The organism is Collinsella acetigenes (genome assembly GCF_012844445.1).
Classification (GTDB): domain Bacteria; phylum Actinomycetota; class Coriobacteriia; order Coriobacteriales; family Coriobacteriaceae; genus Collinsella; species Collinsella acetigenes.
The window spans coordinates 102,327-125,883 of sequence record NZ_JABBCP010000007.1 but is presented as its reverse complement, the minus strand read 5'-3'; the positions used below and the strand labels follow the sequence as shown (position 1 = coordinate 125,883).

General features: G+C 59.3%; 23 protein-coding genes. 19 read left to right on the top strand and 4 right to left on the bottom strand.

Going from position 1 to position 23,557, the window contains the following annotated elements; translation table 11 throughout:
* Positions 1-23 precede the first annotated feature (23 nt).
* The 4 genes from HF320_RS08085 to HF320_RS08070 all read left to right on the top strand — a co-directional run bounded on the left by HF320_RS08085 (position 24) and on the right by HF320_RS08070 (position 4,192).
* The gene (locus HF320_RS08085; protein ID WP_169277845.1) at positions 24-293 is read left to right on the top strand and encodes a type 1 periplasmic-binding domain-containing protein; all 270 of its coding nucleotides are present in this window, start codon (positions 24-26) and stop codon (positions 291-293) included.
* A 133-nt stretch (positions 294-426) separates the two neighbouring features.
* On the top strand, positions 427-1,767 hold the full coding sequence (locus HF320_RS08080) for a glutamine synthetase family protein (protein WP_169277844.1): 1,341 nt from the start codon (positions 427-429) through the stop codon (positions 1,765-1,767).
* Between the two features lie 102 nt (positions 1,768-1,869).
* The gene (locus tag HF320_RS08075) at positions 1,870-2,532 is read left to right on the top strand and encodes a response regulator transcription factor (protein WP_169277843.1); all 663 of its coding nucleotides are present in this window, start codon (positions 1,870-1,872) and stop codon (positions 2,530-2,532) included.
* A gap of 187 nt (positions 2,533-2,719) precedes the next feature.
* Positions 2,720-4,192, top strand: a complete 1,473-nt coding sequence (locus tag HF320_RS08070) for a S1C family serine protease (protein ID WP_169277842.1) — start codon at positions 2,720-2,722, stop codon at positions 4,190-4,192.
* 121 nt (positions 4,193-4,313) lie between these two features.
* Here HF320_RS08070 and HF320_RS08065 read toward each other — a convergent pair whose 3' ends face one another.
* The 4 genes from HF320_RS08065 to mtnN form a co-directional block, all read right to left on the bottom strand.
* Entirely contained in the window at positions 4,314-4,955 is a 642-nt protein-coding gene (locus tag HF320_RS08065; protein ID WP_169277841.1) for a 5-formyltetrahydrofolate cyclo-ligase, read from the bottom strand.
* Entirely contained in the window at positions 4,945-5,478 is a 534-nt protein-coding gene (locus HF320_RS08060) for a DNA-deoxyinosine glycosylase (RefSeq protein ID WP_169277840.1), read from the bottom strand. The genes HF320_RS08065 and HF320_RS08060 overlap by 11 nt, the downstream gene beginning before the upstream one ends.
* A gap of 235 nt (positions 5,479-5,713) precedes the next feature.
* Positions 5,714-6,316: a ribosome biogenesis GTP-binding protein YihA/YsxC gene (gene yihA / locus HF320_RS08055; protein ID WP_022387027.1), complete on the bottom strand. Its 603-nt coding sequence runs from the start codon at positions 6,314-6,316 to the stop codon at positions 5,714-5,716.
* 9 nt (positions 6,317-6,325) lie between these two features.
* A complete protein-coding gene (gene mtnN, locus HF320_RS08050; protein WP_169277960.1) occupies positions 6,326-7,069 on the bottom strand; it encodes a 5'-methylthioadenosine/S-adenosylhomocysteine nucleosidase in 744 nt (247 codons plus the stop codon).
* A 277-nt stretch (positions 7,070-7,346) separates the two neighbouring features.
* Between mtnN and HF320_RS08045 the strand changes: the two genes are divergently transcribed.
* The 15 genes from HF320_RS08045 (at position 7,347) to HF320_RS07975 (ending at position 23,240) form a co-directional block, all read left to right on the top strand.
* Entirely contained in the window at positions 7,347-8,198 is an 852-nt protein-coding gene (locus HF320_RS08045; RefSeq protein ID WP_169277839.1) for an alpha/beta hydrolase, read from the top strand.
* Between the two features lie 166 nt (positions 8,199-8,364).
* Positions 8,365-10,572 (top strand): NAD-dependent DNA ligase LigA, encoded by a 2,208-nt coding sequence (gene ligA, locus HF320_RS08040; RefSeq protein WP_169277838.1) that lies wholly within the window; start codon positions 8,365-8,367, stop codon positions 10,570-10,572.
* A gap of 98 nt (positions 10,573-10,670) precedes the next feature.
* Positions 10,671-10,940 carry a type II toxin-antitoxin system prevent-host-death family antitoxin gene (locus HF320_RS08035; protein ID WP_075843533.1) on the top strand — a complete coding sequence of 90 codons (270 nt, stop codon included), beginning with the start codon at positions 10,671-10,673 and terminating at the stop codon, positions 10,938-10,940.
* Positions 10,930-11,271: a type II toxin-antitoxin system RelE/ParE family toxin gene (locus HF320_RS08030; RefSeq protein ID WP_169277837.1), complete on the top strand. Its 342-nt coding sequence runs from the start codon at positions 10,930-10,932 to the stop codon at positions 11,269-11,271. Before HF320_RS08035 ends, HF320_RS08030 begins: the two co-directional genes overlap by 11 nt.
* A gap of 301 nt (positions 11,272-11,572) precedes the next feature.
* A complete protein-coding gene (locus tag HF320_RS08025) occupies positions 11,573-12,091 on the top strand; it encodes a MarR family winged helix-turn-helix transcriptional regulator (RefSeq protein ID WP_169277836.1) in 519 nt (172 codons plus the stop codon).
* On the top strand, positions 12,084-13,859 hold the full coding sequence (locus tag HF320_RS08020; protein ID WP_169277835.1) for an ABC transporter ATP-binding protein: 1,776 nt from the start codon (positions 12,084-12,086) through the stop codon (positions 13,857-13,859). The genes HF320_RS08025 and HF320_RS08020 overlap by 8 nt, the downstream gene beginning before the upstream one ends.
* Positions 13,852-15,816 (top strand): ABC transporter ATP-binding protein, encoded by a 1,965-nt coding sequence (locus tag HF320_RS08015; protein ID WP_169277834.1) that lies wholly within the window; start codon positions 13,852-13,854, stop codon positions 15,814-15,816. The genes HF320_RS08020 and HF320_RS08015 overlap by 8 nt, the downstream gene beginning before the upstream one ends.
* 176 nt (positions 15,817-15,992) lie before the next feature.
* Complete coding sequence (locus HF320_RS08010; RefSeq protein ID WP_169277833.1) at positions 15,993-16,559, top strand: haloacid dehalogenase-like hydrolase; 567 nt, start codon at positions 15,993-15,995, stop codon at positions 16,557-16,559.
* Between the two features lie 198 nt (positions 16,560-16,757).
* Complete coding sequence (locus tag HF320_RS08005) at positions 16,758-17,963, top strand: iron-containing alcohol dehydrogenase (protein ID WP_169277832.1); 1,206 nt, start codon at positions 16,758-16,760, stop codon at positions 17,961-17,963.
* A gap of 103 nt (positions 17,964-18,066) precedes the next feature.
* Positions 18,067-18,609 carry an HD domain-containing protein gene (locus HF320_RS08000; protein WP_169277831.1) on the top strand — a complete coding sequence of 181 codons (543 nt, stop codon included), beginning with the start codon at positions 18,067-18,069 and terminating at the stop codon, positions 18,607-18,609.
* Positions 18,606-19,634, top strand: a complete 1,029-nt coding sequence (locus HF320_RS07995; protein ID WP_169277830.1) for a putative ABC transporter permease — start codon at positions 18,606-18,608, stop codon at positions 19,632-19,634. Before HF320_RS08000 ends, HF320_RS07995 begins: the two co-directional genes overlap by 4 nt.
* Positions 19,635-20,120: 486 nt before the next feature.
* Positions 20,121-20,762: an ABC transporter permease gene (locus HF320_RS07990; RefSeq protein ID WP_248276674.1), complete on the top strand. Its 642-nt coding sequence runs from the start codon at positions 20,121-20,123 to the stop codon at positions 20,760-20,762.
* A 64-nt stretch (positions 20,763-20,826) separates the two neighbouring features.
* A complete protein-coding gene (locus HF320_RS07985) occupies positions 20,827-21,762 on the top strand; it encodes a glycine betaine ABC transporter substrate-binding protein (RefSeq protein ID WP_169277829.1) in 936 nt (311 codons plus the stop codon).
* A 63-nt stretch (positions 21,763-21,825) separates the two neighbouring features.
* The gene (locus HF320_RS07980) at positions 21,826-22,605 is read left to right on the top strand and encodes an ABC transporter ATP-binding protein (RefSeq protein ID WP_169277828.1); all 780 of its coding nucleotides are present in this window, start codon (positions 21,826-21,828) and stop codon (positions 22,603-22,605) included.
* Between the two features lie 44 nt (positions 22,606-22,649).
* Positions 22,650-23,240: an ABC transporter permease gene (locus tag HF320_RS07975; RefSeq protein ID WP_248276673.1), complete on the top strand. Its 591-nt coding sequence runs from the start codon at positions 22,650-22,652 to the stop codon at positions 23,238-23,240.
* The last annotated feature ends 317 nt before the right edge of the window (positions 23,241-23,557 follow it).

The following is a 23,557-nucleotide window of genomic DNA, read 5'->3' as shown; positions in this document are numbered from 1 at the left end:
CATCTGCTCGAGACGCAAAAACGATGCTGCTCACCTACAGTGCCGCCGCGCGCGGCTGCTCGCTTATGGCGGCCATTAGCGGCAACGATCCTGCCAAGGAGGCCGAGTCGCCCACCAGGCTTATCGACGCTGGCGTGAACGGCCTGGTCGTCAATACCTGCGGCGGTAACGACGAGGCGATTGCCGCGGCAGCGGGACGCCTGCCCGTTGTGCTGCTCGACCGCGATGTCGTCGACGGCGGTGTCGACCTGGTGACATCTAACAACCGCAAGCTGGTCGCCGGCAAACAGTGAGTGCCGCGGCGTTATCGCATGTGGTGCGCCTGATATTGGTGTGCCCGGGAAACTCCGCCGAAACAATCATGTGAGAAAGTAAAATGTCTAACATATCGAATCGGCAAATGTGCTGTGCGTGAAGGGATGCCCCATGAATCAGCAGCAGAATATCGACTTCGTGCTCCGAACCGTCGAACAGCGTGACATCCGTTTTGTGCGTCTGTGGTTCGTCGACGTGTTGGGTCGTCTTAAGAGCTTTGCCATCAGCCCCGAGGACCTTGAGGTCGCCTTCGAAGAAGGCGTGGGCTTTGATGGCTCTGCTATCGAGGGCTTTGCCACGCCCGAAGAGGCCGACATGCTGGCCTTCCCCGATCCGTCTACATTCCAGGTTCTTCCTTGGCGTCCGAGCGACAACGGCGTTGCGCGTGTGTTCTGCGATATCTGCACACCCGATCGTAAGCCTTTTGCGGGCGACCCCCGCGAATGTCTGCGCGCTATGTTCTATCGTGCCGAAGAGGCCGGCTTTATCATGAACGTGGGCGCCGAACTGGAGTATTACTACTTTAAGAACGACCAGGTCCCCGAGCCCCTGGACAACGTGGGCTACTTTGACCTTTCCGAGTCCGATTCGGCTCGCGACCTGCGCCGCAACACCGTGCTCACGCTCGAGAAGATGAGCGTTCCCGTGGAGTATACGTTCCACTCTGCTGGCCCCTCCCAGCACGGCATCTCGCTGCGCCATGCCGAGGCCCTCACGATGTCCGATGCCATTACCACCGCGAAGCACATCATTCGCTTGGAGGCATTTGAGGCTGGGTGCCACGCCGCATTTATGCCCAAGCCTCTCTCGAAGGCTCCCTCGTCTGCGATGTTTTTGCACCAATCCCTCTTTGACCGCGAGGGCAATAACGTGTTCTACAGCGATGACGACCCGGTCTACCATCTGTCCGACACGGCCAAGCATTACATGGCGGGCATCTTGGCGCATGCACGCGAGATCTCGGCTATCACCAACCCCACGGTGAACTCCTACAAGCGTCTTACCACGGGCGAGGGTACGACGCCTGAGTACGCCACGTGGGGTCTGCGCAACCGTTCTGCAATGATTCGCATTCCCATCTACAAGCCGGGCAAGCAGCTTTCCACGCGTATCGAGCTGCGCAGCCCCGATCCCATGGCCAACCCCTATCTGGTGAACGCTGTAACGCTGGCGGCGGGTCTTGACGGCATCGAGCGCAAACTTGAGCTTCCGGCAGAGACCACCGCGGCCACCTTGCGCATGTCCGAGCGCGAGCTCGAGCAGGCTGGTTACACGCAGCTTCCGCGCAATCTGGAAGAGGCGCTGGACATCTTTGAGGATTCTCAGTTCATGAAGGATGCTCTGGGCGAGCATATCCACAGCTTCTTCCTTACCAAGAAGCGCTCGGAGTGGAAGAAATACGCTTCGTGCGTCTCGCAGTGGGAAGTCGACCGATATCTCTCCAACTCGTAGGGGGCAGTTGGTGGCATATGGGCTAATGTGACCCAAATTGTCTCGCCTTACCGTGTGTGACCCGTATGAGCTGCTAGAATTTACCCTGTAAGGGGGTTTAGTATGTCAGAGAAAAACATCCTTTTCATGGCTCGCACCACGCGATACCACGAATTCACGCGTTCCCTCACGCAGACCATGGGAGCAGAGGTTTTTGCTGCGACTCCCGATTCGCCGACCGCGGCACACGACTTCGACCTGCTTGTGCTTGACGCCGACGGCATTCGCAGCGATCGTATCGAGCAGATTGCCAAGTGGCTGGACGATCGCGGCAACATTCCCATGCTGTTGATTGTGGACGAAGACGCTTTGTCCGACTTGCGTATCCCCGCTCATGGTCATGCTGACTTTATCTGCTCGGGCGGCTCGACCGGCGAGCTCGAGGCGCGCGTGCGCCGTCTGCTGGGCGAGGAAGAGGCGTTTTCGGTCGATGATGTTTTGCATATCGACAATCTTGTGATCAATCTGGCAACCTATCAGGTGTATCTGGACGGCGAGCCCGTTGACCTTACGCTTATGGAATACTCGCTGCTCTCGTTCTTGGCTATGCATCCCAATCGTGCGTATAGCCGCGAGGTCTTGCTGCATCGCGTGTGGGGCTTTGAGTACTGCGGCGGCACGCGTACTGTTGACGTGCACATCAGGCGTATTCGTTCCAAGGTGGGCCCGCAGATCGCGGCGCACATCACCACCGTTCGCGGTGTGGGCTATCTGTTCAAGCTTTAAGTGCTTGTGACAAAAGCGGAAGAATCATCTTTGGGCGCGGCGGCAATGGTGTCGCCGCGTTTTTATATTGAAGCCTCTTTGTGCATACCTTAGATTTAGCTTAAGGTACTCGTTGTTGGGGACAATGGTGCTCGCAATGGGGTACAACGGTGCTTGATTAAGGGCATATGGAAAGGAAGACCAATCCATGAGTGAAGATATCGATTCGCGTCGCGACGACTCGGGTGCTACCGCGCCGGCGCCACGCGTCGCCGTTGAGCCCACGCCGCAGGCGCCTGCCGGGCAGGCACAGCCAGGTCCTGAAGCTGCGACTCCGGGAACTGCGACGCAGCCTCCCTTCAATGCCGGCAATCCGTACGCCGCCCAGACGCAGACCGTGGCGCACACGGTGGTGAAGACCAAGACCAAGAAGCTGCCGGTGTTCCTGTGCTCCTTGGCGGGCATGGTTGTGGGTGCTGTCTTGGTCGTGGCGCTTATCATGACGGGCGCGCTTAACGTCAACCGCGACGCAGGCACCGCAACCGCTACGAGCGAGTCTTCCGGCGGTTCTCAGACCATCAAGATCGATGCCGAGGACACGACGCTTGCCGAGGCTGTTTCGGCAAAGGCCTTGCCTTCCGTGGTATCCATTACGGCATGGAGCTCGGGTTCTTCCGAGAACGTCATGCAGGGCGATGATTCCGAGGCTTCCGGCTCCATCGGCTCGGGCGTGGTGCTCGACACCGATGGCAACATTCTTACCAACAACCATGTGGTCGAGGGCGCGACCGACATCACTGTTTCCCTTAACGGCGAGAGCTATGAGGCCGAGCTCGTGGGTGCCGACACCTCGAGCGATCTTGCAGTGATCAAGCTTAAGGACGTGGATGCCAATAATCTCACGCCCATCGAGGTCGGCGACTCCGATGACCTTAGTGTGGGCGAGTGGGTTATGGCTATCGGCAGCCCCTTTGGTAACGAGCAATCTGTCTCGACGGGTATCGTGAGCTCGCTGTACCGTTCCACGGCGCTCCCCACCACGAGCGGCACGTATATCTACGCCAATATGATCCAGACCGATGCTGCCATCAATCCGGGTAACTCCGGCGGCGCGCTCGTGAACGATAACGGTGAGCTTGTGGGAATCAACTCCATCATCGAGAGCTATTCGGGCTCCAGCTCAGGCGTGGGTTTTGCCATCCCGTCTAACTATGCGGTGAAGATCGCCAAGCAGATTATTGGCGGCAAGACGCCGGAGCATGCGTATTTGGGTGTTCGTCTGGGTACGGTGACCGCATCCAACGCGCGCCAGAATGACCTTTCGGTCAATGAGGGCGCCTATGTTGGCGAGGTTATTGCCGGCAGCCCAGCAGATGAGGCGGGTATCAAGAAGGGCGATGTTGTTACCAAGGTTAACGACGAGCAGATTTCCTCTGCAGACAGTCTGATCATTGCCCTGCGTTCTTACAATGTGGGCGACACGGTGACGCTTACTGTCCAGCGTGGCAAGAACGAGAAGAAGATCGATGTGAAGCTGGGATCTGACGCCGATGCGCAAACGTCGCAAGGCGAGGAGACCAACACCGACAGCGCAGAGGGAGCCGGAAACGGCATGAGCGAGGAGGAGTTCCTCGAGTATCTACGGGAGCTCATGGGCAATGGCGGCAACAATCGTCAATAACAAGCTTCCCGCAAGAGGGCGCTGGTTTTTTCCCAGCGCCCTCTTTTTATGTGACAGCAAAACGACAGGTTTATTTTGTCACATTTGACCGTTCGCCGAACGTCTCTTCGCGTTCACGGTGCTAGGCACTGATGATGCGCGGAAGGGGAAGGTCGAAGGCATCGACGGGTACGCGCGGGACCTGTTGCTCGCTAAAGGCGACGCCGACTACGAAGCAACGGGGCTGGAGCTTGGGAAGATAACGATCGTAGCAGCCGCCGCCATAGCCCAGGCGCATGCCATTGGCGTCGAATCCCACAAGGGGCACCACGATAGCGTCGAGCTCGTGCGGGGCGACAGTGGGATATCGCTTGAGCTCGGCTTCGTCGAAAGGCAAGAAGGGTCGCACCGGATGTGCGATAAACGGGGCGGAACCGTCGAGATAATCCTTGTACGAGACAATGCGCATCTGCATGCGCTGACCATCTTGAAGATCTGGAAGCATGGCAGGGAAGGCGACGCGCGCTCGCGCATCGTAAAGGGCGGCGATGAATTCGCCCAAATCAGCCTCACTCCCCATGGGGGAGTAGACGGCAACGGTGGGTTGGCGGCTCATACGCGTCGGGAGGGCTTGCTTGGCTGCATCTGCAAGATTGGCGCAAATCGCGCTCGATTTGCGGGAGCGGAGGGCAGGGGCTAAAGCATCGCGTTGCGCGATAATCTGGGCGCGAACCTCTTGTTTTATCTGGGCAATATCGTTATCGCGGGGGCTATTATTTAGCATGGCAGTTGCCTGCGGTGACGGCATGTGCAATTGGTCGATACGCTTCTGTAAGCTGGTCCAAGCGCATGCGAGCGTTCGCAGCGCTTGTGGATGGAAGGCCGGTGAGCGCAATGTTTCGAGCGCCGAGCATGTTTCCATTCATGCGCTGGCACAGCTGCGTGGCCTTTCCTCCTGTTGTGAAGACGTGCGTGATGGGTGCTTTGCCGAGGATGCGTGTGAGATCGTTGGGAATCGCGTCGACGATGCTTGCGTCGGCGGCCCCTTCGATGGTGCACGAAGCAAGCACGTCCCAAAGAGCGATATGATGCTTGAGGAGAAACGCGCGGCGCATATCGTTTTCGACAAGAGAATGGCTGGGTAGCTCAAACAGCGCTTCCATCACGCGCCAGAAGCGGTTTTGCGGATGCCCGTAATAAAAGCCGACTTCGCGGGACTTGGGTGAGGGCATGGTCCCCAGCACGAGCACGCGCGAGCGCTCGTCAAAAATCGGTTCCAACGTATGTTCGATATGCTGAGCTTCCATCTACCCCACCTGCGATGTGACAAAAAGTCGACAGGTTTATTTTGTCACATTTTGCTGCTGCTCTCCCAACGCCGACCGAGGGCTGCTGTAGCTTAGATTCAACATGGGCTAAATGCAGCAAAAAGTCCCACTTGGAGGACCCGCTAGGCGTTCCAAATGGGACATTTTGCTGCAAATGCCGGCAATAGAGACGGCGGCCTGTCTGCGTGCGCTTCTTTTGCTCGTACGCCCTTGGCTATTCCTCCTCGCCCAGGCAGTACTGCTCGATGATCTCACGCAGTTCCTCGATACCCTGGCCCGATTCGGATGAGGTGACGATGACGTTTTTGGCCGGCACATTGAGCTGGCGCTTGATCGCTGCTGTCTGTTTTGCCTGCTGGTTGCGCGAAAGCTTGTCTGCCTTGGTGAGCGCCACGATAAAGGGGAACTCGCCTTCCTGCAGAAACTCAATCATCTGATGGTCGAGCTTGCTGGGGTCGTGGCGGATATCCACGAGCGAAACCACCAGGTTGAAGCTGCGATCCAAGTCAAAATAATCGCCGATAAGCTGCGCCCAGCGGTCGCGCTCTCCCTTCGAGCGCTGTGCAAAGCCGTATCCGGGCAGGTCGACGAAGTGCACACCGTCTGCCTCGAAAAAGTTCACATTGGCCGTTTTGCCCGGGGTGCTCGACACCTTGACGAGATTGCGACGATTGAAGATCTTGTTCATGATAGACGACTTGCCCACGTTCGAGCGGCCTACGAAGCTCACCTCGGGGCAGGTCGAAGGCGGAATCTGCGAAGCCTTGCCGTATGATGCGACGAACTTGACGGTGTTGTAGTTGATCTGGTTTGCCATAGTGCTCCTTTACGCCTCGTTGCCGCAAATGACGCGACGGACGATGCCGAGAGTGATGTTGCTTGCGCGCTGCGCGTACTCCTCGAGGTCGAATTCACGCGTGCACAACGCGTCGTATGCTTCGTCGCAATTGTCGGAAATGGCACGCATGACCAGGCAGTCGATGCCGTTTTTGGCGGCGATGTGCGCGATGGCGGCGCCCTCCATCTCCACGCAGTCCGCGTGGGTTGCCTCGATGGCGCGCTCGCGCATCTCGGCGCCCGTAACGAAGCGATCGCCCGTGGCGATGATTCCGCGCAGGTATTGCAAGCTATCGGGACCTGCTGCATGCTCGGCCGCGTTGCAGTAGCCGCGGCTCGTGAGAAGCGCCTCGGCAGCATCGACAAGGGCTGAGGTCGAGGTGTACTCCTCGAGTCCCGGGGCGGATTCGGCAAGAAGCGCCGTGTCGGTATCGAGGTAGCGCAGGCGCTCGCCGATTACGATATCGCCGATGTGCAGCACGGGGTTAAGGCCGCCTGCGATGCCCGAGAAGATGAGGGCCTCGGGATGATAGGTGCTGATAAGGTGCTGCGCAGCGGCCGCGGCGTTGACCGTGCCCATGCCCGCCGTGGTGGCAACAAGGCGTGCACCATGGTAGGTGCCGGCAAGCACCGTGAGACCGGCCTCTTGCGTGGTGACGGCTCCGTCAACGGCGGATGCAACCTCGCGAACCTCTTTTTCAAGGGCGCCGATGATAGCGATTGTTTTCATGATTTAACCCCCATATCCTTAGGTTTTTCTGCCCTATGGTATCAAAGCGCCGGCCATCGCGCCTGCGCCAGCTGCCTTTCCAGAGGAAACCGACGAACGCTGCCGCCACGTGACCGTTCGCCGACTTGCGGCTACACTGATGCCGTGGCACAGCCGCCTGGAGCCGGCAGAGTGAACTATTGCGCTGCCGCATGCGATGCCCACGCCTGTCCGCGGCGGCCGCGCGCTGACGCTTGTTTGCGTCTTGCTTGCCAAGACGCCCGAGAGAAAGGGGCCCTTGATGGCGCTCGTCAAAGTCGATTTCCTTTCCACCTCGCTCATGCGTACGGTGACAATCAACGCCGTTGTCCCCGCAGACTGGGCGTCTATCGATTCGTTGGGCTATGCACGGTCGGTGCCGCGTGATCAGCAACGACCTTTCAAGACGCTCTATCTGCTCCATGGCGTGTACGGCAACTATACGGATTGGGTTACGCGCACGCGCATCCAAAGCCTTGCGGAGGCGCGAAACCTTGCCGTTATCATGCCATCGGGCGAGAACGGCTTTTATAACGACCGAGCCGACGGCGCGCGGTTTGGAGAATTCATCGGCCATGAGCTGGTGGAGTTCACGCGAAAGCTCTTCCGTCTTTCCTGCGAGCGCAAGGATACGTTTATCGGCGGCTTGTCCATGGGCGGCTACGGCGCCATCGTCAACGCCCTGCGCCATCCCGAGACGTTTAGCAGAGTTGTGGCGCTGTCTTCGGGTCTTACGCTCAATTTGAAGCAGGTGCTCGAAAGCACGTACGATGCTCCGGGCATTTTGGGCAATCGAGGCTTTTACGAGTCGGTCTACGGTCCGCTGGACAAGGCTCGCGGCTCGCAAAACGATTATGATGCTCTGGCCGAGCGCGTTGGTGCCTCGGATGGTCCGCGGCCGAGCTTTTACATGGCTTGCGGAGAGGACGATGACCTGCTCGAACCTAACCGCGCATATCGAGACAAGTTGATAGGCGAGGGCTTTGAGGTGGATTATCACGAGGGTCCCGGCGCACACAATTGGAAGTTCTGGGACACCTGGATCGAGCGCTCTCTTGACTGGCTCCCGCTTGACGGTTCTGATGACCCGTTAAGCAGCGGAAACGTGTTCTAGCGATCGCCGCCGCCCGTTCGATGTGACAGCAAAACGACAGGTTTATTTTGTCACATCGACAAAAATGCAGCGTCGGTGGCATGCGGTGCTGCGCGGGCGCGTGGAGAGTGTGACAAAATAAACCTGTCGTTTTTTTGACACATGATGGTATGCGAGGGGATATGCGATGACGGAACAAATGAACCTGTTTGGCGATGCGGCGGGTGCGCAATCTACGGAGCCTGCGCTGTCGCATGAACCGGCTGCGACGCGTGCGGCGGAGCTCCGTCATGAGTTGGACTACCATGCGTACCGCTATTACATGCTCGATGCCCCAGAGATTACCGACGCCGCGTTCGATAAGATGCTTGTCGAACTTCAGGAAATCGAGTCGGCATACCCAGATTTAATAACCCCCACGTCGTATACGCAGCGCGTGGGCGGCTACGTCTCTGACCAGTTTGCCCCCGTCACGCACATGGCGCGCATGTACTCCATGGACGATGCCATGAATCTCGAGGAGCTCGACGCTTGGCTCGAGCGTACGGAAAACGCCTTGGGCGCCGGTCGCGTGACGTATACGTGCGAGCTCAAGATCGACGGTCTGGGCGTAGCCATTACCTATGAGAACGGCGCTTTTGTGCGCGCTGCTACTCGCGGCGACGGTACGACCGGCGAGGATGTCTCGTTGAATGTCCGTACGATTCAAGACGTCCCCATGCATCTTTCTGAGAAAGCCCTGGTACACATGGGCACCGACCGTGACCGCGTGATCGAGGTTCGTGGCGAGGTCTATATGCCCAAGGGCAGTTTCGTGCGACTGAACGATGAGGCCGATGCCGAGGGACGCGATCCGTTTGCCAACCCCCGAAACGCGGCGGCGGGCAGCCTTCGCCAAAAAGATCCCAAGGTTACGGCCAAGCGCGACCTCTCTACCTTTATCTACGCTATTGCCGATACGACGCCGCTGCACGTTCACAGCCAGCATGAGTTTTTGAACTGGTTGCGCGATGCCGGATTCCATGTGAATCCCAACGTCGCGAGCTGTAAAACGCCAACCGAGGTACATGAATTTTGTGCCGATGCCCTGGCGCACCGCAGCGATCTTGATTACGACATCGATGGCGTGGTCGTGAAGGTCGATTCCTTCCAGCAGCAGTCCGACCTGGGCTTCACCGCCCGCGCCCCGCGCTGGGCTATCGCTTTTAAGTTCCCGCCGGAAGAAAAGACCACCGTGTTGCGCGAGATTCGCGTGCAGGTGGGCCGCACTGGCGTGCTCACCCCGGTTGCCGAGTTTGACCCGGTGACCGTTGCGGGCTCCACTATCGCCCGCGCGACCCTCCACAATATCGACGAGGTCCATCGTAAGGACGTGCGCGTGGGCGACACCATCGTGGTCCATAAGGCGGGCGACGTGATTCCCGAGATTGTGGGCCCCGTGCTCGACAAGCGCTGGCCCGACGCCCAGCCCTGGCAGATGCCCTCGACGTGCCCCGTGTGCGGCAGCCCCGTGGTGCATGAGGAGGGCGAGGTCGCTTATCGCTGCGTGTCGCTCGACTGCGCGGCTCAGCTCAAGGAGCGTTTGCTGCACTGGGTGAGCCGCGGCTGCATGGATGTCGATGGCGTGGGCGATGAGCTGGTGGACAAGATGATTGCCGCCGGCCTGCTCCACGACGTTGCCGATTTCTATCAGCTGACGGTCGAGGACATCGCCGGCCTTGATACGGGCCGAACATATGCCGCTTCTAATGCGCGCCGTGGCGTGCGTGCGGGCGACCCGATCCTCGTGGGTCAAAAGACAGCGAGGAAGGCGATTGACGAGATTGCGCGCAGCAAACAACAACCGCTTGGTCGCGTGCTGTTTGCCCTGGGTATTCGCCTGGTGGGAAAGAGCGTGGGCGAGCTTTTGGCCCAGCGTTTTCTCTCTATCGACAGGCTGGTGCTGGCGAGCGAAGAGGAGATTGCGAGCATCGATGGCGTTGGCCCCAAGATCGCCGCGAGCGTCAAGGGCTTTTTGGCGGTGCCCGAGAACCTCGAAGTCCTGGAGCGCCTACGTCAGGCAGGTCTTACGCTCGAGGAAGACTTGGGCCAGATGACGGCAGATGCCGCGGCTGCCACGGGTGTCTCGGCGGACCTCGCATCCGAGCAACCGCTTGCGGGCCTTACCTTCGTGCTCACCGGTACGCTCGTGCGCCGTACGCGCGACGAGGCGGGAGCTGCGCTCAAGGCATTGGGTGCCAAGGTGACCGGTTCGGTCTCGAAGAAGACGAGCTTTGTGGTGGCAGGTCCAAAGGCGGGGTCAAAGCTCGCTAAGGCCGAGAGCCTGGGCGTGCCCGTTTTGGACGAGGAACAGCTTGAGATAATCCTGACGACAGGTGAGTTGCCCACGGCGTAGAAAAACATGCTGACATTTGGGTTTCAAGAAGACTCCCTCAAGCTCTAGACCAAAATGCTATATCATAATTGTGTACATAATTATGATAGGGGTGTGCCATGCCAGTTTGCGTGCCAATCAAAGATATGCGTGACACCGCCAAGTTCTCGGAGCTTGTCGAGTCTACTCCAGGTCCCATCACGGTGACGAAGAATGGCTATAGCAAGTTCGTCGTCATGCGCTCGGTGGACTATGATCGCATGGTCCAGGAGCAAGCCAAGGCCCGTCTTATGGAGCGAGTCGCGATTGCGGAGCGCGAGCGGGCGGCCGGTTTAGGACGCAGCGCCTTTGAGGCTTTGAGTGATCTTGAGACAAAATATGGCCTATAACGTCAAAATCCTCCCTACAGCAGAGCAAGAGGTTGACGATATCGTTGAGTATCTGATGGGTCATGGTATAAATACCGCGCGTCGCTTTTTGGCAAAATATCGGCAACAACTCGAGATTCTGCAGAGCGGGGTTGCCGACTATGGGCTCTCCTTTCTGCGAGAGTTGAGAGGTCTTGGATACCACGCGTGCTCCGTGAACTCTTATGTCATGCTGTACTACTACGAAGGCAGCGATGTCGTAATTGCTCACGTGTTTCATCAAAGCCAGGATTATGCGTCGCTTGTCATCGCTTATGACGTTTGCAATGAACTTAAAGGGGGAGATGATTAGTCGCCTCGTCGTTCGCTCCCCTAGCCCCATGCGGGTCAGTGGACGGACGTCGTGCCGCCGCGTGCTCTCTGAGGCTCCCTAAATGAAGCAGATTATCCCTTTTAGCACGTCTATCAGGCGGCCTAAAAGGGATTTTTTGCTCCATTTGGCGCGTGTGCACATCCCTCCCGGCACCGCGCTGTGCCGCGTGCCTCTATCGTGCACTTTGTTACTTACGTTACAAATTCGGGCGGGTACTTGACCCCGGGCCCCTTTTCACAATACTTGAGTAGTCATTAATTGAGTATTCAAGGAGATGAAGATGGCGCAGGGTAATTCCATCTCAACAGACGCGCCGATGCAGCAGTCGGCCTCCGGCGAAGACATGCGCCTGGGCATGTCGCTCAACGATATCCATATGAGCATCAGCCGCGCATTCCATACCATGAACAACACGACGCGCCCGTGTGCCCGAAGCCTGGGGCTGGGGCAAGGCCAGCCTCGCATCCTTTCGTATATCGCAGTGCATGGCGTGAGCACACAGCGCGAGATCGCCCGCTTTTACTCCATCGATCCCTCGGCTGTGTCGCGCCTGCTCGATTCGCTGGAGCGCGGGGGCTTCTTGACGAGCGTTCCGGGTCGCGATCGTCGCACGCGTGCCCTCGATATCACCGAGAAAGGCAGGCACGCCCTTGCCGCTTGGGAAGATGAGTGCCGTCGCGTCGATCGCATCATGTTTCGCGGCTTTACCTCGGAGGAAGAAGCTACGCTAAGGGACATGCTCGAGCGCGTACGCAAGAATATGGCTGATGAGCTTGAGGCAGGCAAAAAGCATGAATAACCTGCGTCGCATGATTCATTACCTGGGAATATACAAGTTCGACGCCGTGCTCGGCATCCTTATCGTCGCCATCGAGACCTCTATCGAGCTCTTTATCCCCGTGCTCATGGCGCGCATTATCGACGAGGGAATCGCGCATGCCGACATCCCCCTCATCCTGCATCAGGGCGCACTGATGCTTGCCTGTGCGGTCACATCGCTTGCCCTGGGCTTTTTCTACGCGCGTTTTGCGTCGAGTGCTTCGGTGGGGCTCGGAGCGAACCTGCGTCAGGCGGAGTACGAGAAGATCCAGCGCTACGCCTTTGGAAACCTCGACCATTACCAAACGTCGTCGCTGGTCACGCGCATGACCACCGATATCACCGTCATTCAAAACGCCATGGCAAACGGCTTTAGGCCCTGTGTGCGCGGGCCGATGATGCTCATCATGTCGCTTGTCTACGCGTTTTCGCTCAACCGTGACCTTGCCATGGTGTTCGTCTGCATCCTGCCGGTCCTCGCGGTGGCCCTCGGCGTTATCACCTGGCGCGTATCCCCGCTCTACCAGCGCCTTCAGACCTCAATGGACCATGTGAACCGCGTGGTGCAGGAAAACCTGACCGCCGTTCGCGCCGTCAAGGCCTACGTGCGCGAGCCGCAGCAGTGCGACGTGTTTGGCAGCGTGAACAGCGAGCTTGCGCAGGGGGCTACCAAGACGTTTGGAACCGCTCAGTTCAACCTGCCGGTATTCCAAGCGGCAATCTACACGGCAGCTACGCTCGTGCTGTGGGTGGGCGGCCAGATGATTTGCGCAAACACCCTGACCGTAGGCGAGCTCACGGGCTTCATGAGCTATGTCTTGCAGGTCATGAACTCGCTGATGATGATCTCGAATGTCTTCCTGCTGCTCACGCGTGCGCTTACGAGCGTGGAGCGCGTGGGTGAGATTCTTGACGAAGAACCCTTGATCGCCTCTCCGGCGACAGCGCGTGCGCTCACAGCCGTGCCAGACGGCTCGGTCTCCTTTCGCGATGTCACCTTTAAATATCGCGCCGAGGCGGAGGAGGACGTGCTTGAGGGCATTTCGTTCGATATCGCAAGCGGCTCCACGGTGGGCATCTTGGGCAGCACGGGCGCGGGCAAAAGCTCTCTCGTGCAGCTCATCGCGCGCCTGTACGATGCGACGGCGGGCGAGGTGCTGGTAGGCGGCCATGACGTGCGTGAGTACGATCTGGCTGTTCTTCGCGACGCCGTGGGTGTGGTGCTGCAGAAAAATGTGCTCTTTACGGGCACCGTGCGCGACAACCTGCGCTGGGGTAATGCCAAGGCGACCGACGAAGAACTCCTCGAGGCGTGCCGCCTAGCGTGCGTGGACGAATTCTTGGATCGCATCGGCGGTCTCGATGGCGACCCGGGGCAGGGAGGCGCCGGTGTATCCGGCGGCCAAAAGCAGCGCCTGTGCATCGCCCGCGCTCTGCTCAAGCGTCCGCGCATCTTGATCTTTGACGATTCGACAAGCGCCGTGGACATGGCCACCGAAGCCAAGATCCGTGCCAACTTGGCGAGCATCCCAGGCGTTACCTGCATCATCATCGCGCAGCGCATCACTTCGGTGATGGATGCCGACGAGATCATCGTTTTGGATGACGGCCATCTCCATGCGCGGGGCACCCATGCGGAACTTCTTGAGACCGACGCTATTTACCAGGAAATCTACGCTTCTCAGGTGGGGCATGCCGACAAAGCGACGCCTGATGATTCTTTGAGGGGAGGCGAGGCCCATGCCTAAGACTGCAGCTCAGGCGCGCCCGGAAAACCTCAAGCATACGCTGCGTTGCCTGCTTTCCTACATGGGACACGCCAAGATCTCGCTTGGCATCGTGAGCGTGCTTGCCGTTGTTTCGGCTTTCGCTAACCTGCTGGGTACCTACATGATCAATCCCATTGTAACGGCGCTCACCACGGGGCATGCCGATAGGCTGGGCTCGCTTATCGCGCTTACCGCCACCATCTACGCGCTGGGCGTGGCTTGCGCGCTGGGCTACACGCAGATTATGGTTCGCGCGGCGCAGCGGGTGGTGTTTGACATTCGCCACGACCTATTTGCGCATATCCAGACGCTCCCGCTCGCCTATTTTGACCGTACGCGGGCGGGCGACATCATGAGTTTTTTCACCAACGACGTGGACACCGTTTCCGAGGCGCTCAACAACAGCTTCGCAACGGTGATTCAGGCTGCCGTGCAGACGGTGGGAACGCTGGTCTTGATGTTCGTTCTCAATTGGCGTCTTGCGCTCATCACCGTGGCGTGCGACGTGGCCATCGTGACGCACGTGCGCTATTCGGGCACGCGCAGCAAGAAGTTCTACGCGCGTCAGCAAAAGGCGTTGGGTGCGCTCGACGGCTATATCGAAGAGATGGTCTCGGGGCAAAAAGTCGTCAAGGTCTTCAACCATGAGCAGGAAAATGTCGCCGAGTTTACCGACCGTAACGAGGACTTGCGCCAGGCGGGAACCTCGGCACAGGCGTATGCCGCGACGATGGTGCCGGTCACGGTGTGCATCGGGTACGTGAACTATGCGATTGTAGCCGTGGTGGGTGCAATCTTGGCCATCCACGGCCTGGCTACCGTGGGTGCGCTCGCGAGCTACCTGGTGTTTGTGCGCCAGGCGGCAATGCCGTTCAACCAGGTGACGCAGCTGGGCAACTTCTTGCTCAATGCCCTTGCGGGCGCCGAGCGTCTGTTTGCCGCGATGGAGCTTGAGGGCGAGTGCGACGAGGGCCGCGTGACGCTTGTGCAGGATAGCGGCGATGAATGGTCATGGAAGCTGCCCGAGGGTCAGGGCCTGGGGGCCTATGGCAAGCTCGTGCCTGTGGCTGCTGATGCGGGCACGAGCGAGCAGACCGCTTTTGCAGCTGATTGCGTGGCGGATGCCGAGGCGTCGGGTGCGCGCCCGCAGCGCACAGCGCTGGGCACAGATGGTACGCTTCTGGCAATCGAGTCGGTTCCGCTGCGAGGCGACGTGCGTTTTCATGGCGTGGACTTTGGCTACGTGCCGGGGAGGCTGGTCCTGCACGACCTCAACCTGTTTGCCAAACCAGGCCAAAAAATTGCTTTTGTGGGATCGACCGGTGCCGGTAAGACCACCATTACCAACCTCATCAACCGCTTCTACGAGCTTGACGCGGGCGAGATCACCTTCGATGGCATCGACGTGCGTAACATCGCCAAGGCGGATCTGCGTCGAAGCCTCGGCATCGTGTTGCAGGATACGCACCTGTTCACGGGGACTATTGCCGAAAACATCCGCTTTGGCAAGCTTGATGCCACCGACGAGGAGGTGCGCGCGGCGGCGCGTGCAGCTTGCGCCGATTCGTTCATTCGTCGTATGCCCCATGGCTACGACACGATGGTGACCTCCGACGGCGCGAATCTGAGTCAAGGACAGCGTCAGCTGCTTGCTATCGCTCGTGTGGCGGTGGCCGATCCCCCCGTGCTGATTTTGGACGAGGCTACGTCGAGCATCGACACGCGTACCGAGAAGCTTGTGGAGCGGGGCATGGACCGCATCATGGACGGCCGTACGACCTTCATGATTGCGCATCGCCTGTCGACCGTGCGCAACGCCAATGCCATCATCGTTTTGGAACACGGGCGTATCGTCGAGCGCGGCACGCATGAAGAGCTGCTGGCCCAGCACGGCGAGTACTGGCAGCTCTACCAGGGCCTCAAAGAGCTCGACTAATGTGACAAAAAGTCGACAGGTTTATTTTGTCACATTTTCGCAGGTCCTACATATTGAGCTCCGGCAGGACTTGTTGGGCCGCATGTAACGGTTCTGTACGCGCTTGAATGCCGGGCACGGAAGATGGATATAGTAGAAGCGAAAGCTATTACGATTGAAGAGGATCGTGCCCGCGCATGCGCGTTTTTGATTTCGACAACACCATCTACGACGGCGAGAGCCCTTACGACTTCTATTTGTTCTCGCTCAAGTACAATCCGAAAGTCGTGCGTTTCGTGCCGCCGCTTGCCTACTACGGCATGCGCTACTCCAAGGAAAAATGCACGTTGGAGGAGCTCGAGCATGCCATGGCCAAGTACCTCAAGGCGTATCTGAACTCCTTTGATGATATCGACGGTATGGTGAGCGCCTTTTGGGACGCGCACATGCACAAGATCAAGCACTGGTATCATCCGCAGCCCGACGATGTGATCATGACCGGGTCGTTCGACTACACCATGAACGAGATTCAGCGGCGTCTGGGTATCAAGACCATGGTGTGCTCGACGGTCAATCGCGATACGTTGGAGCTCGAGCACCTCAATTTTGGAACCAACAAGGTCAAGGTGTTCCGCGAGATGTTTGGGCAAGACGCTGTGCCCGATGAGTTCTATAGCGACAACATGATCGACCTGCCCATGATGAAACTCGCACGCCGCGCTTATCTGGTGCATGGCAACCATATCAAGCAGGTTAACGTTTAGGCTGCAGTACCACCTAAGCCGTATCGTTTTGAGTGACGTCGGGGCGGCCAAAGAGTCCTTTTGGCCGGCACTCGCGGCTTCAATGAACAAAAGATGTTACGAACTTGTGCACATTTGCGCAATTTGCGCGGGTGCGGGTAACTCTCGTGTAACCCAAGCGTGACAATGCGGGTGAATGCCGGCGATAAGGAGGACATCATGGAGTCATTCACGTATTTTGCCCCAACTCGCTTGCTATTTGGTCCAGGCAAGCTCAATGAGCTCGGAGACCAGGAGCTGCCGGGCAAGCGCGCTCTTTTGGTTACCACGGGCGGTAAGTCCGTTAAGGCAAATGGCTATCTTGCGCGCGTGGAGGCTCAACTCGACCGTGCCGGCGTAGAGCACGTTCTCTTTGATCACATCGAGCCCAACCCCTTGCGCGACACCGTGAACGCGGGAGGCTGGATGGCGCGTGTGGAACACTGCGATTTCGTGCTCGCGCTGGGCGGCGGTTCTGTCATGGACGCCTGCAAAGGCATCTGCGTGGTGGCGGCCAACCCCGGGCGTGATGTCGAGGGTAACGAGGTCGCTGGTGACATTTGGGACTATGCCATGGGCGGTACTGCAAAGGGTCTCCCCATTCCAAACGATCTGCTTCCGTTGGTGTGCGTGACCACGACGGCGGGCACCGGCTCCGAGGTCGATGCGGGCGCCGTGCTTTCTTGCGAGGAGACCGACGAGAAGCTTCGTTTGGGCAATCCTCGCCTGTTTCCAAGCCTTTCGGTGGTCGATCCCGAGCTCATGCTCACGGTCCCTTCGCACCTCACGGCTTTCCAGGGGTTCGATGCCCTGTTCCACTGCGTGGAGTGCTATATCAACAATGCGCACACTCCCATGGGCGATATCATTTGCCGTGAAGGCATCCGAAGCGCTGCCATGGCACTTCCCGCCTGCATGCATGACGGGTTTGACCTCCATGCGCGCACGCAGCTTGCCTTTGCCAATACCCTGGGCGGCTACGCTATGGTTTGCTCGGGTTGCGTGGGCTGCCACGGAACGGAGCACGCCATGAGCGCGCACCATCACGACCTGCCGCATGGGGCGGGCCTCATCATGATCAGCGTGGCCTATCATCAGCATATGATTGACGCCCATGTGTGCGATGACCGCTATGTCGATATGGCGCGTCTGATGGGCAATTGGCTTGCCAGCAAGCCTGAGGATTTTATCGTCGAGCTGGAGCGCCTGATTGACGAGTGCAACATGGGCGATCTCAAGATGAGTGACTGGGGCATCGCGCCCGAGGAGTTTGATGCCATGGCGAGCAACGCTCTTGACACCAACGATGCCCTCTTTGCGCATGACCCGGTGCAGCTCTCTCATGACGATGTGGTGAATATCCTCAAGGCATCTTGGGTAGAGTAGCGCGCAAACGATCATCCTGCTGGGAGCGGGGAGATCTTCTCGGTTTTGACTCAATATGGCGTAGCGAGCCTGTGGGCGGCTGCCTCATGTGAGATAGAGGGGAATGCGTGTGAAAAAAGGTTACGCAACAAGACGCGGCAAGATTGCTGTCGAGGATGCTGCGGCGTACGTGCGTGACCTTGCTCAACGTCTGGAAGCACGAGGAAGGCTGGGCGCGACGCGCTCGTTTATCCAGCACGGTGACGTCTCGGTGTATGACCATGTGCTTGCAGTGGCTAAGACGAGCATTTGCATGGCTCGTGTGCTTTCTCGTGTGGGCATAGCTGTCGACGTGCATGCCTTGGTGCGCGGCGCGCTTCTGCACGATTACTTTCTCTACGACTGGCACGACCCAGACCCTAGTCACCGCCTGCACGGGTTCAGGCATCCGTATGCCGCCCTGCGACGTGCGGAAGAGGATTTTGACCTCACGCCTCTTGAGCGCAACATCATTGTTCGCCATATGTTTCCCCTTGTGCCGATTCCGCCTGCGTGCCGCGAGGCGTGGATCGTGTGCTTGGCAGATAAGGCGTGTGCGCTGGGCGAGACGATTGACGGGCATGTTGGCGGCAGGCGCCAGATAAAGGAAAGGGGAGAGCGCGCATGAATGGCGTGTTGAGGCATGCGGTGGCCTCGATTGCTCCTGCCGTGCTGGCTATCCCGGTTGCAATCTCCATCCCGGGCGCTCCGCTTTCTGCCCTCGTGCTCTCCTTTATGGCGTATGGCTTTGTGGGCTGGCTGTGGGAGTCGACGGTCTGCGCCATGCTCAATCACGGCTCGTTTTCCAATAGCGGCTTTTTGCTTGGGCCGTGCTGTCCAATTTACGGCGTGGGCGCGCTTGTCTGTTGGTTTGCGCTGCGCGGCATCGAAAACGTGCCGGTACAGTTTTTGGCAGCGGGCGCGCTGTGCTGTTGCATTGAGTACTTTGTGGGCGTGATTCTCGAGGTCACGACCCATGCGCGTTTTTGGGATTATTCCGACATGCCGCTCAATTTTCAGGGGCGCATATGCCTGTACGGCTTTTTGATGTTTGGCGCAGGGTGCGTGCTTATTTGTCGCGTTGCCGAGCCGGCGCTCTTGGGGATGCTTGCGTCGATGCCGGTGTGGGCGGTGAGGGCGCTTGCCTTGGCCGCGCTGACGCTGCTTGCGGTTGACGCGGCGGTATCGATGGCGAGTTTCCGACGTCTTTCCGACTCGCTGGAGGAGCTGCGCGGCGAGCTTGCCGATCGTATCAACGATTCGCTCAAAGACGCTTCCGATTCGCTGGTCGAGCGCATTCCGGAGACAGCCCTCGATTCTGCACAGACGGCGCATGTGCGTGGCCGCGCCATCAATGGTTGGCTGCTCGAGATTTCCGATGCGGTGATGGATTCTTTGCGCGAGAAGGTTGAGATGCCGGCGTTTATCGCCGACGGTGCCCGTGGTTTGCGCCTGGCCGCACAGCGCCTTGCGGATGCGGCGCCCCGTCCGCGCCTGTCCAGGACCTCGGTGCGCGCGATTGCCATTTCCAAGCGTGACCTGCGCTTCTTCAATGCGTTTCCGCATTTGCGCATGATGAAGTACGAAGGCGTTATCAGGGCGACGAGGCTTAAGGCCCACGCCTACGCCCTCTTCCGCCGCAAGGGGCTGTAGCACCGCATCTCGGCCCTCAATCGTCGGGCGCCGCACGCAAGGCGTGCGCCCTCCTCTTTCGGGCCGACCTGCGGCACTACAGCCCCTTGCGGGCGTTGACGGGGGCAGCGCATCTCGGCTCTCGGACCTGCGGGCATCGCCCCGAGGCGCATGCCCTTGTCTTTCGGGGCAACCTGCGGCGCTACAGCCCCTTGCGGGCGTTGACGGTGCCGGTGCATCTCGGCCCTCAATCGTCGGCGCCGCATGCTCGGTGCGGTGTCCTCTTCTTTTTGGTTGGCCTACAGCACTGCGGCGCCCTGCGCATCGCTTGCCCTTCACAGAAGTGTGGCCGCCCGCCAGACTCATTTGTCAGATAATGGATTGCATCGGTGTGCGCAGTTTGCTGTTGACGTTGACGCGTGAGCAGCGCATAACATTGCCGAATGATGCGAGATCCCGTCAATGCATGGACGGGTATACCGAGCGCTAAAGGGGAGGTAAAAGGCATTGCAGGACGTTATCGCGTACTTTTCGACGCATGGTGCGGACTACATCCAGATGGTGCTCGAGCACCTGGATGTCAGCATCCTTTCGCTTACGGTTGCCATCCTCGTTGCCGTGCCGCTCGGTATCGCCTGCAGCCGCTCTCCATTGCTCGAGAAGATCTCGGTTGGGGTCTCCGGTATCCTGCGCATCATCCCGAGCCTTGCTGTGCTCGTCGTTTGCGTGCCGATTTTAGGCACGGGGGTGCTGCCCGCGGTTGTGGCGCTTACCGTGCTTGCCATCCCGCCCATTCTCATCAATACAGCCCTTGGCTTTCGTTCGGTGCCTGACGATGTCCTCGAGGCGGCGCGTGGCATGGGTATGGACGAGCGCCTTGTTTTCTTCAAAATCAAGGTGCCGTTGGCGTTTCCCGTGTCCTTCGCAGGCGTTCGCACGGCGGCTTCCGAGGTCGTGGCCTCCGCGACGCTTGCCGCCTATATTGGCGCGGGCGGCCTGGGCCAGATTATTTTCACGGGCCTTGGCCTCATGCGCACCGACTTGCTCGTTATCGGTGGCGCCTCGGTTGCAGCTCTTTCCCTTTTAGTGGGTATGCTTCTTTCGGCAATCGACCGAAGGATGCGTCCGTACGAATTTGCCAAGCAATAAATGCAGGCATCAGCGCGTCATGTCAAATCGTCTTGATATAGATCATCCAGAAAAGGAGATGCACATGTTTCAATCTATCGATTCTGCGTCGCCGGTGTCTGGCGGCCTCACGCGTCGCCAGTTTGTCCGCGCCATTGCGGCGGCGGCTCTCACTGCAACCGTTCCTGCCGCGCTCACCGCTTGTGGCTCTAAGGGCGCTGCTGGCACCATCACCGTGGGCTCCAAGGATTTCACCGAGGGCGAGATTATCTCCGAGATCTATGCCCTGGCGCTCGAGGATGCTGGCTTTACCGTCAAACGCTCGTTTGACATTGCAGGCTCGGTGATCGCCACGGCACTCGAGAAGGGAGAGATCGACCTCTATCCCGAGTACACGGGTACGGCGCTGCTCACCGTTCTCAAGGCGGAGATGGAAACCGACCCCCAGGCTGTTTATGAAACGGTCAAGAAGCAGTACAAGAAGAAGTGGGACCTGGTGTGGCTTGATATGTCCGAGGCGGCCGACAGCCAGGCCCTGGTCATCACTACCAAGGCTGCCGAACAGTACGGCATCAAGACCATCAGCGACCTGCAGGCCCATGCAAGCGAGCTGCGTTTTGCCTCGCAAGGCGAGTTCGACGAGCGCTCGGATGGTCTGCCGGCCCTCGAGGCAGCCTATGGGGCTTTTGATTGGAAGGAGCACACGAGCTTCAACAACGGCCTCAAGTACGAGGTCCTCAGGAATGACGAGGCCGATGTCGCGCCCGTCTACACCACCGAGGGCCAGCTCGTGGACGATGCGTTCACCCTGCTCGAGGACGACAGGCACGTGTGGCCGCCTTACAACGTGGCACCCGTGGTGCGCGGCGAAGTCCTCGACGCCAATCCCGATATCGAGGACGTTCTCAATGCCGTGAGCAAGCAACTCACCACGAAGGGCCTGACCGAGCTCAACGCCAAGGTCGATATCGACAAGCAGGATTACGAGGACGTTGCTGCCGAGTTTTTCGACAGCCTGTAGAAGTGAAAGATGCGAGCACCGAGCTCCAACGGGGCTCGGTCGATTCCCTTAAGGAGTGCCGAGATGACCGCAGCGGTCGAATTCAAGAACGTGACCAAATGCTTTGATGGCATGTCGCACCCGGCGCTCGACGACGTGAGCCTCGCGATCGACGAGGGGGAGCTCGTGTGCGTGCTCGGCACCTCGGGCGGCGGCAAGACCACGCTGATCAAGCTCATCAACCGCCTGCACGACGCCGATTCCGGCCAAGTGCTCGTGGAGGGCAGGGACGTCTCGACGGTCGACCCGGTGGAGCTTCGTCGAGGTATCGGCTACGTGATTCAACAAATCGGCCTGTTCCCGCACATGCGCGTGGGGGACAACGTTGCCACCGTGCCGCGCATCCTCAAGTGGGACCGCGCCCGCACCGCCGCGCGCGTGGACGAGCTGCTTGACCTGGTGGGGCTCGACCCGGGGGAGTTCCGCGACCGCTGGCCCAGCCAGCTTTCCGGCGGCCAGCAGCAGCGTGTGGGCCTGGCGCGCGCCCTTGCCGCCGAGCCCAGGCTCATGCTGCTCGACGAGCCCTTCGGTGCCCTCGACGCTATCACCCGAAACGAGCTGCAGGACGAGCTGCTGCGCATCCACCGTGGCTCGGGCAAGACCTTCGTCTTCGTGACCCACGACGTCGCCGAGGCGTTCAAGCTCGGCACCAAGGTGCTCATCATCGACCGGGGCTGCGTCCAGCAATATGACACTCCAGAGCGCATTCGCGAACAGCCTGCTACGGAGTTCGTGCGGGCGCTGCTGAGCTCCGGCGCGGGCAGCGGGGCATTTTGCTCTGTTGCTGGCGGGGACGGTGTCTGATGGGTGATTTTGTTGCATATTGGATAAGCCATCAGGATAAGTTCATGGAGGTGCTCGGCGAGCACCTCGTCATCGTGGGGGTTGTGCTCGCGTGGTCCCTTCTGGTGGCGGCGCTCATCACGCTCGCGATCAGGCGCTCGCGTCGCGTCGAGGGCGCGGTCCTGCAGGTCCTCGGCGCGCTCTATTCCGTCCCGAGCCTGGCCCTGTTCTCGCTGCTCATCCCGTTCACCGGCCTGGGGCTTACGTCTGCCACGATTGTCATGGTGGCGTACAACCAGTTCCTGCTCGTGCGAAATATCGTCGAGGGGCTGAACGGCGTGGACCCGGGCGTGGTCGAGGCAGCGACGGGGATGGGGATGAGTCCGATGCAGGTGCTGCTGCGTGTCGAGCTGCCCCTGGCCTTCCCGGTGATCATGGCGGGCATCCGCTTGGCCGCGATCAGCACCATCGGCATCGCCACCATCGCGGCGACCATCAACGCAGGCGGCCTGGGGACGATTCTGTTCAGCGGCCTGCGCACCATGAACGTCTACAAGATCGTGGACGGGACCGTCCTATGCGCGGCGGTGGCGCTCGTCGCCGACGCGGCGCTCAAGGGCATCGAGCATCTTGTTACCAAAAGGATGTCGCGATAGGGACCGGCGTCTGCGCGTTCATCGCGTTTGATGGACGCGCGCCGGTGCAGTCTGCGAGGCCAAAAACGCACCGTTTCCATGATGCGTGCTGCCTCTGATGGGCAGCACAATCCTCGCCTCGACAACGAACTTCCTGATTTCAGTACCAGTATTACGTTTTGCCGAGTAGACGCCGACTTTCTTTAACAAAACCCCAGTTGGCGCGAGCTTAAAGGAGCCGGCTACTCGCACAGTTGCAATACTGCTACTGAAATCAGGAAGTTCGTTAGTAAAAGAGCGGTGCGCCAAGCCGCGCGACGCACCGTGGGCACGCCCCA